At 35.9% G+C, this 14573-nt stretch carries 16 protein-coding genes; all 16 read left to right on the top strand.

What is annotated here, in order from left to right; genetic code table 11:
• The first annotated feature begins 214 nt into the window (after window positions 1-214).
• The 16 genes from HZF24_RS15340 to nth all read left to right on the top strand — a co-directional run bounded on the left by HZF24_RS15340 (window position 215) and on the right by nth (window position 14503).
• The gene (locus HZF24_RS15340; protein WP_246346163.1) at window positions 215-2062 is read left to right on the top strand and encodes a YgiQ family radical SAM protein; all 1848 of its coding nucleotides are present in this window, start codon (window positions 215-217) and stop codon (window positions 2060-2062) included.
• Between the two features lie 124 nt (window positions 2063-2186).
• On the top strand, window positions 2187-3452 hold the full coding sequence (locus HZF24_RS15335; RefSeq protein WP_179239226.1) for a CapA family protein: 1266 nt from the start codon (window positions 2187-2189) through the stop codon (window positions 3450-3452).
• Between the two features lie 29 nt (window positions 3453-3481).
• Entirely contained in the window at window positions 3482-4309 is an 828-nt protein-coding gene (gene cdaA, locus HZF24_RS15330) for a diadenylate cyclase CdaA (protein WP_179239225.1), read from the top strand.
• The gene (locus tag HZF24_RS15325; protein ID WP_179239224.1) at window positions 4290-5522 is read left to right on the top strand and encodes a CdaR family protein; all 1233 of its coding nucleotides are present in this window, start codon (window positions 4290-4292) and stop codon (window positions 5520-5522) included. The genes cdaA and HZF24_RS15325 overlap by 20 nt, the downstream gene beginning before the upstream one ends.
• Before the next feature lie 11 nt (window positions 5523-5533).
• The gene (locus HZF24_RS15320; protein ID WP_179239223.1) at window positions 5534-6925 is read left to right on the top strand and encodes a sigma-54 interaction domain-containing protein; all 1392 of its coding nucleotides are present in this window, start codon (window positions 5534-5536) and stop codon (window positions 6923-6925) included.
• Complete coding sequence (locus HZF24_RS15315) at window positions 6925-7092, top strand: hypothetical protein (RefSeq protein WP_179239222.1); 168 nt, start codon at window positions 6925-6927, stop codon at window positions 7090-7092. The genes HZF24_RS15320 and HZF24_RS15315 overlap by 1 nt, the downstream gene beginning before the upstream one ends.
• Before the next feature lie 9 nt (window positions 7093-7101).
• Entirely contained in the window at window positions 7102-8022 is a 921-nt protein-coding gene (locus tag HZF24_RS15310; protein WP_179239221.1) for a phosphate butyryltransferase, read from the top strand.
• Window position 8023: 1 nt separating this feature from the next.
• A complete protein-coding gene (buk, locus tag HZF24_RS15305) occupies window positions 8024-9091 on the top strand; it encodes a butyrate kinase (protein WP_179239220.1) in 1068 nt (355 codons plus the stop codon).
• A gap of 26 nt (window positions 9092-9117) precedes the next feature.
• A complete protein-coding gene (locus HZF24_RS15300; protein ID WP_179239219.1) occupies window positions 9118-9792 on the top strand; it encodes an ATP-binding protein in 675 nt (224 codons plus the stop codon).
• A gap of 16 nt (window positions 9793-9808) precedes the next feature.
• Entirely contained in the window at window positions 9809-10024 is a 216-nt protein-coding gene (locus tag HZF24_RS15295; protein ID WP_179239218.1) for a 4Fe-4S binding protein, read from the top strand.
• Window positions 10025-10040: 16 nt separating this feature from the next.
• Window positions 10041-11102 (top strand): 3-methyl-2-oxobutanoate dehydrogenase subunit VorB, encoded by a 1062-nt coding sequence (locus HZF24_RS15290; RefSeq protein WP_179239217.1) that lies wholly within the window; start codon window positions 10041-10043, stop codon window positions 11100-11102.
• Window positions 11102-11848, top strand: a complete 747-nt coding sequence (locus HZF24_RS15285) for a thiamine pyrophosphate-dependent enzyme (protein ID WP_179239216.1) — start codon at window positions 11102-11104, stop codon at window positions 11846-11848. The genes HZF24_RS15290 and HZF24_RS15285 overlap by 1 nt, the downstream gene beginning before the upstream one ends.
• Window position 11849: 1 nt before the next feature.
• Window positions 11850-12392, top strand: a complete 543-nt coding sequence (locus tag HZF24_RS15280; RefSeq protein WP_179239215.1) for a 2-oxoacid:acceptor oxidoreductase family protein — start codon at window positions 11850-11852, stop codon at window positions 12390-12392.
• A 115-nt stretch (window positions 12393-12507) separates the two neighbouring features.
• On the top strand, window positions 12508-13596 hold the full coding sequence (gene queG, locus HZF24_RS15275) for a tRNA epoxyqueuosine(34) reductase QueG (protein WP_179239214.1): 1089 nt from the start codon (window positions 12508-12510) through the stop codon (window positions 13594-13596).
• The gene (locus HZF24_RS15270; protein ID WP_179239213.1) at window positions 13593-13874 is read left to right on the top strand and encodes a DUF503 domain-containing protein; all 282 of its coding nucleotides are present in this window, start codon (window positions 13593-13595) and stop codon (window positions 13872-13874) included. Before queG ends, HZF24_RS15270 begins: the two co-directional genes overlap by 4 nt.
• Window positions 13874-14503 (top strand): endonuclease III, encoded by a 630-nt coding sequence (gene nth, locus HZF24_RS15265; protein WP_179239212.1) that lies wholly within the window; start codon window positions 13874-13876, stop codon window positions 14501-14503. Before HZF24_RS15270 ends, nth begins: the two co-directional genes overlap by 1 nt.
• Window positions 14504-14573 lie beyond the last annotated feature (70 nt).

Below are 14573 nucleotides of genomic sequence, written 5' to 3'. Positions count from 1 at the left end.
AGATTGATTTTTCATGTGTCTTTCCTTAATTATTATGAAAACCCGCTAATTTTTAGCGGGTTTGTCAATAACCTGAACAAAATAAACAGGTTAATCTGTTTATTTTGTTTTTTACGACGATAATATTAATGTATTGTTTTGGAGTTAGCGATAATGTATAATAAATATGGTCACGACACCTTTTGTTTGTAAATGAAGGGGGGCACATCTCTTTATGTCAGAGAAAGTCTTTTCGGATAAGAGAAATGTCCCGTCAGATGGAGGAATTATGGATTTTTTACCGGTTAATAAAGATGATATGAACAAAAGAGGATGGGAACAGTGTGACTTCGTATTTGTTACGGGTGATGCTTACGTTGATCATTCTTCTTTTGGGGCAGCCGTGATATCGAGATTGCTTGAACGATACGGATATAAGGTTGGTATCATTGCCCAGCCTGATTGGAAAGATTTGAATTCCTTCAGGATATTAGGTGAACCGAGACTTGGTTTTTTGGTTAACTCGGGTAATATAGATTCTATGGTAAATCACTACACCACCTTCAGGAAAAGAAGGAGCACGGATGCGTATTCCCCCGGTGGTAAGCCAAATTTAAGACCTGACAGAGCAGTTACAGTTTATTCTAACAGGTTGAGAGAAGCTTATAAGCATGTACCGGTTATAATCGGCGGTATTGAAGCAAGCTTAAGGCGTTTCAGCCATTATGACTATTGGAGCGACGGCGTTAAAAGGTCCGTATTGTTGGATTCAGGTGCCGATTTATTGGTTTACGGAATGGGAGAAAAATCAATAATAGAAATTGCAGAAGCGTTAAATGCAGGCATACCTATAGAAGAAATTACCTTTATAAACGGAACTGTGTACAAAACAAAGGATAAAGAAAGGCCCTTTGAGCCGATTTTTTTACCGGCCTATGATAAAGTTATTTCATCTAAGAAAAAATATGGTGAAAGCTTTAAAGTACAATATGAAAACACTGATTCTAAAACAGCAAAAACTTTGGCTGAGCAATACGACACCATATACGTTGTACAAAATCCTCCTATGGATACACTTAATATGCAGGAGCTTGATGATGTTTATGATTTGGATTATATGATGGATTATCATTCTATGTATAAAAATTCCGGGGGAATTCCCGCATTAAATGAAATTAAATTCAGTGTAACAAGTGTACGGGGATGCTTTGGAGGATGTAATTTTTGCTCTTTAAATTTTCATCAAGGCAGGGTAGTTCAAGCAAGAAGTCATGAATCAATTATTAAAGAAGTTGAAAAAATGATTAAAGACAAAGATTTTAAAGGTTATATCCATGATGTGGGAGGACCTACGGCAAATTTTCGTATAAAAGCATGCACTAAACAGGAAAAGCATGGAGTATGCAAGGACAGAGAATGTATGACTCCCGAAAAGTGCAAAAATTTGAAAATAGATCACAAAGACTACTTGGAGCTTTTGGGAAAAATAAGAAATGTAGAAGGCATAAAGAAAGTTTTTATCAGGTCCGGCATAAGATATGATTATGCGATATATGATAGTAGTGACGCATTTATTACAGAACTTGTCAGGCATCATGTAAGCGGACAGCTTAGAACTGCTCCGGAACATGTTTCCGAATCTGTACTTAGTCTTATGGGGAAACCATCTATAAAAATCTACAATCAATTTGTAAAAAAATTCTATGATAAAAGTAAAAAAATAAATAAGGAACAATATATAGTACCTTACTTTATTTCTTCACATCCCGGATCACGTATGAAAGATGCAATAGAATTAGCGGAGTATATAAGAGATATGGGTCACATTCCCGAACAGGTTCAGGATTTTTATCCGACGCCGGGTACCATGTCCACATGTATGTATTATACCGGATTCAATCCACTAACGGGCGAAGCTGTTTACGTTCCGAAGGATAAGGAAGAAAGAAAAATGCAAAGGGCTCTCCTTCAGTACAATAAAAAGGAAAATTATGACTTAGTATTGAAGGCGCTGAATAAAGAAAACAGGTATGACTTAATAGGTTTTGGTGAAAAATGCTTGATAAAACCCCCTCGAAAATAAAAGGGAACAAGGATAAGATTAAAAAATTATCAGTTATTCTTAAGCTTTTTTTAATAATTAATTTATTGCAAAATCTTTCACATTAAGTTAATATTAAATATGGAGTATAAAAATGAGGTATCGCATGAACAGAAAAATCAGACGCAGAAAAAAAAGAATCAGGTTATTATCTATCGGTTTAGTAATTATATTAGGTATTGCAGCGACGTATATGGCTGTTGAGGGAATAGGCGGAAATAAAGAAAAAAATAATGACCCGGTTGAACCGGCAGATGTAGTAACTTCAAATCCGAAAGAAGAACCGTCAACCTCAGACCCGCAGGTAAAGCCTGATATTGAAATAAATATAAAGGCAACGGGAGATATAATGTTCCATCCGTCCCAAATTGACGGTGCATATGATCCCAGGACAGGTACATATGATTTCCATAACAGCTTTAAAGCTGTCAAAAATATTTTTACCTATGCAGATTTGGCAATAGCTAATTTCGAAGGGACTACTGCAGGTGATTCGGTATATTCATACCAGGGCTATCCGCTGTTCAATGCTCCCGATGAGGTGCTGGATGCTATAAAGGAAGCAGGTTTTGATGTACTGGTAACTGCAAACAATCACTCTTTAGATACGAGGAAAGCAGGGATTATAAGAACTATTGAACAAATTCAGGCAAGAGGCATTGATACTGTCGGGACATATAAGGAAAAGCCCGAAACAAGAGTACTTATGAAGGATGTAAAGGGTATAAAAATAGCCATTATGTCATATACAGAAATGGTTAACGGTCTTGAATCTGTTTTATCGCCTCAGGATTTGGATGTAATGATTAATATAATAGATGAAACAAAAATTAAGGAAGATATTGCGTATGCAAAGGAACAAAAGGCGGATGTAATAATAGCTTATATGCATTGGGGCAACGAATACGCAAGAGTTCAGAATGAAAGACAGGAAATGCTTGCGGATATGCTGCTTAATGAAGGAGTGGACATAATTTTAGGGAGTCATCCTCACGTAATACAACCGGCTAAGCTGTATGAAATAGACGGTAAAACCAAGTATGTTGCATATTCTATGGGTAATTTTTTATCTAATCAAAGAGAAGAAACTTTGGCACCGTATGGTATATCCAAGGAGATATCAAAATATACTGAAGATGGTGTAATTGTTGATATAGAAATCGTTAAAAACGGTGAAACGGGAGAAATAAGTGTAAAAAATATAAGATATATTCCTCTTTGGGTATATAAAGGAAATACGGCCGACGGGGGAGTAGAGCACGTTGTATATCCTATAATGGAATATATTGAAAGCAGGGACGTAGATGACAATTCAAAACTAAGAATGCAAAGGTCATTGAATGATACGACAGCTCAGATGCAAATTGATTAAAACATTAAAATAATTGGGGAAGTGGTGGCATGGATCAGTTACGATTAATTTTTGCTAATATTGGATTGAACAGCTTGGTTGATATAGCTATAGTTTATTATGTTTTGTATCACGGGTACTTGCTTATTCGCGATATGAGAGCAAAGCAGCTTGTAAAAGGTATAGTTTTATTAATTTCTTTAATTCCGATATCTGAAATATTTGACCTGTACATGGTTAAATATATATTGGAGCATACGTTTCAGGTTGGGATTATAGCTTTAGTTGTGGTGTTCCAGCCTGAAATAAGAAAGGCTTTAGAGTATATCGGAAGAACATCATTTACCCTTGCTGCCATAGAAAAAAATTCTCAAACATCGGAACAGATTATAAAAGAAATAGTGTCCGCAACCTCTTCTCTGGCAAGACAAAAGATAGGTGCACTGATAATTTTTGAGCAGAAAATAGGACTGACAGATATAGTTGAAAGCGGTACAAGGCTTAACTCCGACATTTCAAGCGGTCTGCTAATCAATATATTTATACCCAACACACCGCTGCATGACGGGGCAGTAATTATCAAAGATTACAATATAAGAGCTGCCGGATGCTTTTTACCCTTGACGGACAATAATTTATTAAGCAAAGATATAGGGACAAGGCACAGGGCAGCAATAGGAATGACTGAACGATCAGATTCAATCGCTTTAATAGTTTCGGAAGAAACCGGCTATATTTCTTATGCCATTGAAGGAAGACTGTACAGAAATATTCAGATAAGCGAGCTTGAAACCTTATTGTCAGGTATTTATTCGGATAATGAAAAAGTGAATATTATTGAAAAGTGGAGAAACAGAAATGAAGATAAAAAACGATAAAATAATAATTCAAATAACTTGTCTGATAGTTTCTGTAGTTTTGTGGGCTGTCATTATATATAATACCAAACCGCCTATGACGAAGCTCATAAACAGTGTCCCTGTAACAATCAGAAATTCAAGCGCCTTGGAAAATTCAAATTTAATATTGATGAATTCCGATAAGGATAATTTTATGCTAAATGTCAATGTTGAAGGTCCGCCTGATCTGGTAAGCGGTCTTAAAAGAGACGATTTTTCCGCATATATTGATGTTTTAGGTTTTGGAGAAGGCATAAGAAGTGCGGAAATATATATTACTGGACCGAGCGGTGTTGAAATATTAAGCAAATCTCCATCCCAGATAGTATGTAATATTGAAGGCATAATATCCAAGGTCATGGATGTAACAATACAGTATGAGGGAACACAGGCAGAAAATTATTATAAAGCTTTATCTCTTTCCAACCCTTCATCGGTTAAAATTACCGGACCGAGAAGTGTTGTAAACGCTGCTGATATGGCTGTTGCAACGGTGAATATAGCCAATGCCACAGACAATGTGGTAAAGACGGTACCTGTAAGAATATATGATGGAACCGATACGGAGATTTTTATGTCGGCACCTGTTGAAAATGTTGATGTAATCGTACCTATCTATCCTACTAAGTATGTGAGCTTAACGCCAAATGTTACGGGAACACCTGAAGAAGGATATCAGCTTACGGATGTAACGGTAAGACCTGAAAGAATCAGAATAGCGGCAAGACAGGATATATTGGATACAATAAATGAACTGGAATTAGCAGAGCTGGATATAACGGGAGCTTCGAGAAATATAATTATAGCAAGAGATATTTTAAATACGGATGGATTATTATTGTTAGATTTAACAACAACTCCTGTTGTGAATGCTACTGTTGATAAAATTGTGGATAAGGAATTAGTGTTTGAACCGTCGGAAATTAACTTTATAAACGTTGAGGAAGGTTATGAGGTTGTGTTATCAGACACTCAGTCCGATATAACAGTAACCGTAACAGGACCATCAAGCATTGTAAATCAATTGATGAAAGACGATTTAACAATAACGGTTGATATGGAAGGTAGAGATATTGGCTTGCACGAAGTTTCCATAGTATGTACTAGTGAAAAAGACGTTAACAATATTTCTTTAGATCAGGAGATAATTAACGTGGAAGTTATTGAGTCAAGGTCAAATGACGAAGAATAATCGGAGAAGAAATGAACAAGGTAAATATTGAAATAAATAACATGGATTATCAAGGAATGCTTGAAGCCGTATTTCTTGCAACGCAGGATGCAATAAGTGTTGTTAATGAAAACGGAGAGCATATCCTTGTAAATCCTGCATATGAGAAGCTGACAGGAATAGATAATGACGATATTATAGGTAAAAATTCATTATATGATATCGAGGAAGGCGAAAGCTTGCATATGAAAGTTCTCAGTACAAAAAAACCTGTCGGTAATACTAAGCTTAAAATAAAGCCCAGTGGAAAGACAGTTGTAGCACAGGCTGCTCCTATTATTGTAAACGAAACTTTGAAGGGCAGCGTAGCGGTTTTGCATGATATGTCAGGTATAAAGGATTTAACGGATAAACTGAATAAAGCAGAAAAGAAGTTAAGAGAGTTAACGTATAAATACAAACCGGAAGATATAATAGGAGAATCCGTTGCAATAAATGAAGTTAAAAAAATGATAGAAAAAGCAGCAGAAGTGCCCGCAACAGTTTTATTAAGAGGAGAAAGCGGAACAGGTAAGGAATTGTTCGCTAATTCTATTCACGCACTCAGCAGCAGAAGAAACAACAGCTTTGTACGGGTTAATTGTGCCGCTTTAACCGATTCATTACTTGAAAGCGAGCTTTTTGGGTATGAAGAAGGGTCTTTTACAGGTGCCCTAAAGGGAGGTAAAAAAGGTCTTTTTGAGGAAGCTGATAAAGGTACTATTTTTCTGGATGAAATATCTGAAATAAGCATGAACACTCAGGCAAAGCTTCTTAGAGTATTGCAGGAAAAAGAGATAATGAGGGTTGGCGGCAACTATACCATCAATGTTGATGTAAGGGTTATAGCTGCTACTAATGCTGATTTATCCAAGCTTGTAAGAGAAGGAAAATTCAGAGAGGATTTATTCTACAGATTGAATATATTGCCTATAGTACTCCCGGCTCTTAGAGAAAGGAAAGAAGACATACCTCTTTTAATTAAAAGCTTTATAGTTAAATTTAATGATGAATACGGAAGAAACATTGTAGGTATATCAGATGAGTCATCAAGCATTTTAATTAATCATCAATGGCCGGGTAACGTAAGAGAATTGGAAAATGTTATTGGCCGTTCAATCATAAATATGAATTTAAACGAGAGAATAATTGAGTCGGAACATCTGCCGCAATTATATCTTAATAAGAAATTACCTATTAAAAATTATGTTGCTGCAGGTAATGAAGCAATGACAAAACTAAGCAATGTATTAGATAAAGCCGAATCGGATTACATAAAGGATATTTATGTAAGATTAAATAAAAACAAAACTGATACTGCGAAGGTCCTGGGTATTTCTTTAAGGTCTTTGTATTACAAGATGGAGAAATACGGTATAAAATAATGCAAAATAATGCAAAATATATTTTTGTGCAATATTTTGCACGCAATATTTTGCAAGTGAAAATTGCTGTTTATAATAGCGGAAGTCAAACCTATGATTTTACAAGGTTTGACTTTTTTTATAAAAAATATTATGTTGGCACAATTATTGCTTATTATAAAAGGTGAGGTGAAATTATGATAAAATTTGATGAAATTATAAAATACGCTCAGGACTATGCCAATGCAATGGGTCCAAAAAAAATAGCCGTAGCTAATGCGCAGGATGAAGATGTATTAAAAGCGATAAAAGAAGCGGTAAACGAAAATATCTGTAAACCTATTTTAGTCGGCGATGCGGATAAAATAACCGAGTTAGCCGAGACAATAGAATTAGATTTGAATAATATTGACATAATAGATGAAAAGGACGGAAATGAAGCTTGCAGAAAAGCAGTGGAATTAGTAAGCAGCGGCAAGGCAGACATAGTTATGAAGGGATTAATCGATACCTCAATAATATTAAAAGCTGTTCTTGATAAGGAAATAGGCTTGAGAACAGGAAATGTTCTCAGTCATGCAGCCGTATTTTCAGTTGATACTTATCATAAATTTTTTATAGTGACAGATGCTGCTATGAGCATTGCACCTGATGCCGAGGAAAAGCGACAGATTATTGAAAACACTTTAACGTTAAGTCGTGCATTAGGCGCACAACTGCCTAAAGTTGCGGTTATTTGTGCTAAAGAAAAGGTTAATCCTAAAATGCCGGCAACGTTAGATGCGCAGGAGCTTGTTCAGATGCAAAAGGATGGAAAAATTACCGGATGCATAATTGAAGGTCCGTATGCTTTAGATAATGCTATTTCAAAGGAAGCTGCGGAAGTTAAAGGTATAAAGGGAGAAGCTGCCGGAGATGCGGATATTTTATTGATGCCGGATATAGAAGCGGGAAATATATTGTATAAAGCACTTACTTATCTTGCCAATGCGGAAAACGCAGGAATTATCCTTGGAGCTAAGGCCCCGATAGTATTAACATCAAGAGCGGATTCTGACAAAGCAAAATTAAATTCAATTGCATTGTCGGTACTATGTTCATCGTTTAAAGGAGAATAAAATGAAGCAATTAATTATTAATCCGGGTTCTACATCCACTAAAATAGCTGTTTTTAAAGATGAAAAATCCATATTTGAAAAAACATTAAGACATTCTAACGAGGAATTAGGTGTATACGCTAAGGTTGCAGACCAGTTTGAATTCCGAAAAAATTTAATTTTAGAAGCATTAAAAGAAAATAACATCGGAGCTGAATCATTAAACGCTGTTGTAGGAAGAGGTGGCTTGTTAAAGCCAATCGAAGGCGGTACTTATTTAGTTAACGATGAATTGGTTGAAGATTTAAAAGCAAGTAAAATGGGAGAGCATGCTTCAAATTTAGGTGGTCTGATTGCTCGCTCCATTGCAGAAGAGGTAAATATCCCGGCTTTTATAGTTGACCCTGTTGTTGTTGATGAAATTGAAGATGTTGCAAGAATAAGCGGGCATCCGAATTTTGAAAGAATAAGCATATGGCATGCTTTAAATCAGAAGGCAGTTGCACGAAGAGCAGCATCGGAAAAATTCAACAAAAAATATGAGGATATGAATTTCGTAGTAGCTCACTTAGGAGGCGGAATTTCGGTAGGAGCTCACAGAAAAGGAAAAGCAATTGATGTAAATAATGCTTTAAACGGTGAAGGTCCGTTTTCTCCTGAGAGATCCGGAACTCTACCGGCTGAACAGTTAGTTAAAACATGCTTCAGCGGACAATACACTGAGCAGGAAATTAAGAAAATGATTGTTGGTAAAGGCGGCTTAAGTGCACTTTTAGGAACCAACAATGCTAAGGAAGTAAGTGACAGAGCAAAATCAGGAGACGAAAAAGCTGAATTGATATACAAAGCAATGGCTTACCAGGTTGCAAAGGCAATCGGAGAATATGCCGTAGTTCTTGACGGAGAGGTTGACGCAATACTTATTACAGGCGGAATTGCTTATGATAAAGAATTTGTCAAAATTATAGAAAATAAAGTTAAATTCATTGCCGAAGTTATTGCTTACCCGGGAGAAGACGAGCTGCTTGCACTTGCAGAGGGCGGCTTGAGAGTTCTGAATAAGGAAGAAGAAGCAAAGCAATATAAATAGCATATGGCTTCGGAAGGAGGATTAATATGCTTGATAAAAGATTAGTTATAATTATAGGGCACTATGGAAGCGGCAAATCTGAATTTGCAGTTAATTATGCGGTTAAAATGAAAGAGAATCACGACTTTGTAAGCATTGCCGATTTAGATATAGTAAATCCTTATTTCAGATCAAGAGAAAAAAGAGAGTTTTTTGAAGAAATAGGTATTAAGGTATATGACTCCAGCATAAGAAACGTCGCTGTAGATTTACCTGCGCTTCCGGCAGAACTGATGGGTGTTATTTTAAATCCGAACAGCAGATCGGTTCTTGATGTAGGAGGGGATCCTGTAGGAGCAAGAGTGCTTGCGAGATACTCGGAACAAATAAAAAATGTTGAATACGATATGTTTTTCGTGATTAACGGAAGAAGACCCGAAACCAGTACGGTTGAAGGCGTTCTTAAATATTTGAAATTAATTGAAGCAACATCAAAATTAAAAATTTCAGGTTTGATAAACAACACGCATTTACTGAAAGATACAACTGTTGAAGATGTTGAATTCGGTCATGAACTGACCAAGAAGGTTTCTTGGGAAACAGATATTCCAATCAGGTATGAAGCTTGTATCAAGGATACTGCTTTACAAATAACAAATAAAGAGATTTTAGAAAAATTATTCCCCATAAATCTATATATGAGGGAAGAATGGATGAGTTAAGAATGGAGGTATTATAATGGCTAAAGGTAAGGTTACATTTATTGATGATGCATGCAAGGGTTGTGAGCTTTGTGTGACTGTATGTCCCACAAAAATAATCGAGCTTAACAAAGAAAAGATAAACGACAAGGGATACAGTCCTGCTCATGTAATTGATCAAGAAAAATGCATTGCATGCGGAAACTGCGCAATTATGTGTCCAGATTCTGTAATTACGGTAGAAAGATTATAATATTGGAGGGTAAATTATGTCTAAGGTATTAATGAAAGGTAATGAAGCTGTTGGAGCTGCAGCTATAAAAGCCGGCTGCAAATATTTTTTCGGTTATCCTATAACTCCATCAAGTGAAATTCCGGAATATATGTCAAAAGCATTGCCTGAAGCAGGCGGAGTATTTTTACAAGCGGAAAGTGAAGTAGCGGCAATAAACATGGTTTACGGAGCAGGCGGAGCAGGAGCAAGGGTAATGACTGCATCATCAAGCCCCGGAATTTCCTTAAAGCAAGAAGGTATTACGTATATTGCGGGAGCGGAAGTTCCGTGCGTTATAGTTAACATGATGAGAGGCGGCCCGGGACTCGGTAGTATACAACCCGGACAGGCAGATTATTTCCAATCAACAAGAGGCGGCGGAAACGGTGACTACAGAACACTTTGCTATGCACCTTCAAGTATACAGGAAATAGTTGATTTAGTTATACTGGGATTTGATAAAGCAGATTATTACAGAAATCCTGTTTTGATAGTTGCGGACGGTATGATTGGACAAATGATGGAAGCTGTTGAATTTAAAGATCCTGCACCGATTGATTTACCTGAAAAAGATTGGGCAACTACAGGAACAGGCGGAAAAAGACAGCCTAACGTTGTTAACTCATTGTTCTTACAGGCAGAAGAATTACAGGCGCATAATGATAGATTAGAAAAAAAATACAAATTAATTGAAGAAAATGAAGTGTTATACGAAGCTTATGGTTTGGAAGAAGCTGAAGTTGTTTTAGTTGCATACGGTACTACATCAAGAATAGTTAAAACAGCTATGAAGCAAGCTGAAGCAAAAGGCATAAAAGTTGGTATAATCAGACCGATAACATTATGGCCATTCCCACATGATGTTTTCAAAACTATAGGGAATAATGCAAAAGGTATACTCACTGTTGAAATGAGTGCAGGTCAGATGATAGATGACGTTAAAATCGCTGTTGAAGGAAGACTACCTGTTTATTTCAACGGAACACAGGGCGGTATGGTTCCTACACCGGCTAGTGTATTGGCGGATATTGAAAAAATAGCAGGAGGTACAAAATAATGACAATGGTATATGAAAAATCTAAGGGCTTAACAGATGTTCCTTTTCACTACTGCCCGGGATGTACTCATGGAGTTATTCATAAATTAGTTGCAGAGTCTTTGGTTGAATTAGGTGTTTTAGATGATACAATCGGAGTTGCTCCTGTTGGATGTTCAGTATTGGCATATAAATATTTCAATTGTGACATGCAGGAAGCTGCTCACGGTAGAGCGCCGGCTGTAGCAACAGGTATTAAAAGAGTTCACCCTGACAAAGTTGTATTCTCATATCAGGGAGACGGAGACTTGGCATCAATCGGTGCCGGTGAAATAGTACATGTAGCTCACAGGGCTGAAAAAATTACTACAATTTTTGTTAACAACGCTATATACGGTATGACAGGCGGACAAATGGCTCCTACGACATTAGTAGGACAAAAAACAACTACATCACCTCTGGGCAGGGACGAAGCTCTGAGCGGTAAACCGATAAGAATATCAGAAATGTTGGCAACCATAGACGGAGCTAAGTTTGTAGAAAGAGTATCCGTAGATACTCCGGCAAATATCAGAAAAGCAAAAAAAGCAATAAAAAGAGCTTTTGAATGTCAGATTAAAGGCGAAGGCTTTGCTATAGTTGAAGTATTGTCAACATGTCCTACAAACTGGGGATTAACTCCTGTTAAAGCATTGGATTGGTTAAAAGATAATATGATTCCATATTATCCGTTAGGAAACTTCAGAAATTTTGAGGAGGGTAAATAGTATGGAACAAAAAGTAATAATGGCCGGATTTGGTGGTCAGGGTATAATGGCTATCGGTAAATTATTGGCATATGCAGGAATGCTTGAAAACAGAAACGTAACATGGATGCCTTCTTATGGTCCTGAAATGAGAGGGGGTACCGCTAACTGTGCAGTGGTTGTATCTGATGATGAAGTTGGTTCACCACTTATATCAAGAGACGGTACCGCAGCCATAGTTATGAATCTGCCATCTATGACAAAGTTTGAAAAAGAGTTGGTGACCGGCGGAAAATTAATTATAAACAAATCATTAATAGATGCAAAACCAACAAGAACAGACATAGATGCTTACTATGTAAATGCTAACGAGCTTGCAATGGAATTAGGAAATGCCAAGGTAGCTAACATGGTTATGTTAGGTGCATATCTTGAATTGGCTAAAACAATAGAAACAGAATCAGTGCTTCAGGCATTTGTAAAAGTATTCGGTGAAGAAAAATCTCACTTGGTGCCGCTAAATAAAGAAGCGTTGATAAAAGGTGCGGAAGCAGTGAAGGCTTAAGTATAATAAAAAAATATCCCTCTTAGGTCATTCTGAGGCGTAGCTGAAGAATGACCTTTTATTTTTTTGTGAATATGGTATAATAAATATTATGTCGTATTATAGAGTAAAAGATATGAAACAAAAGATAACTGAAATAGCAAATTCCATGGGAATAGATATAATTGGTTTTACATCTTTGCTGGACTATGGATATTTAAAGGATTTGCTGATTAACAGGGCAGATAAAGAATATAATAGCGAATTTGAAGAAAATGAAATTAATAAAAGATTGGATGTAAGAAATATATTACCTGAGTGTAAAAGTATTATTGCAATAGGTATTCCATATGCAGAGGGTTATAAAAAACCCGTAACAAAGGATATGGGACTATTAAGCGTGTCTTCATACGGAATTGATTATCATAAAAAATTAAGTGGTATTTTATATAATTTAGCAGAAGAAATAAAAAAGCATAAATGCTTTGAGTACGTCATATGTGTTGATACATCACCTCTGATTGACAAAGAAATTTGTAAAAACGCTCAGTTAGGAAACTACGGTAAGAATAGTCTGTTAATAAATGACAGATATGGTTCCTTTATACATCTTGGCTACCTTCTGACTGATTTGGATATAGAAAATTCAAAAACAATTGGTATGGATATTTGCGGAGAATGCGACATATGTGTTAAAAGCTGCCCCAATAATGCAATTTTTAAAAATGGTGGATTAAATTCAAAAAAATGTGTATCTTATTTAACACAGACGAAAAATTATATCCCTGTTGATTATAGGAAAAGTATGAGCAATCAAATATACGGCTGTGATGTGTGCCAGCTTGTATGTCCAAAAAACAGATTAAATTCAGAAAAAGATACGAAAAATGATTATAGGTCGCTTTTAGTAGATTTAAATGAATTAATGCATACAGGTAACAGGGATTTTATTAAAAAGTATGGAGCATTATCCGGCAGCTGGAGGGGTAAAAATGTTTGGAAAAGAAACGGACTTATTGCAACCGGTAATTTGCAGTTATTGTCCATGTATGATACAGTTAAGGAAGAATTAGGCAATCCTTCAGAATTAATAAGAATATATGCAGCGTGGTCCTTGCTGAAATTAAAAAAAGAAGATGCAAGAGATGTGTTGAATAACAAGCTTAAATATGAGGATGATAAAATTAAACGAGAATATATGAAATTAATGGAGCTTGAGTTATGATTGTCGGAACATGTGAAATAGAACTTATTATATATGAAGCAAATTCTTTAAAGGAAAAAAGACACGTAATAAAAAGTATAATTGAAAGAATCAAAGCAAGATTTAATGCATCTGCAGCAGAAGTGGACTATAATGATTTATGGAACAGATCTGTGATTGGTGTTGCAGTGGTTTCAAATAAAAAGGCGTTATGTGAATCAATGATAACCAAAATAATTGATTTTATAGATAATGATGAAAGAGTTGAAATAATCAATCATATAATGGAGGTTATGTGATGACAAAAGCGGATAAAGCGTATGAATTATTAAAAGAATCATATCCGCATGCAAAATGCGGTCTTGATTATGGAACACCGTTTCAATTGTTAGTTTCTACTATGTTAAGCGCACAAGCAACAGATAAAAGCGTTAATCAGGTTACCGAAGATTTGTACAAGCAATATCCTGATTTGAACAGTTTTTTAGAGCTTACTCAGGAAGAAATAGAAAATAAAATAAGAAAAATTGGTCTTTATAAGAACAAAGCTAAGAATATATATAAAATGCTAAGAGAGCTTAAAGAAAGACACAATGGAGAAGTGCCGAAAAATATGGAAGATTTAATGTCGCTTTCAGGTGTCGGCAGAAAGACTGCTTCTGTCGTATTGGTAGAGGCATTCAAAATTCCTGCTTTTCCTGTGGACACTCATGTTTTCAGGATTACGAGGCGCATAGGACTTTCTACGGCAACAACTCCGGATAAAGTATCTGATGAAATGATGTCCAAGCTTCCCAAATATAAATGGCATCTCATGCACCATCTTTTGATTACACACGGTCGCGAAACGTGCATAGCACAAAATCCAAAATGTGAAGCTTGCAGTGTAAGTAATATTTGTAATTATTTTAGAAATAATAAAAAATAAGTGATAAAAAATTGTAATTGCCAAAAAATTACATATAATTTATCTTTGATATATGTACATTCGGTGATAT

Source organism: Sedimentibacter hydroxybenzoicus DSM 7310 (assembly GCF_013403245.1).
Taxonomy (GTDB): domain Bacteria; phylum Bacillota; class Clostridia; order Tissierellales; family Sedimentibacteraceae; genus Sedimentibacter; species Sedimentibacter hydroxybenzoicus.
The sequence above is the reverse complement of the archived record's forward strand: the minus strand, read 5'-3'. Positions and strand labels throughout refer to the sequence as shown.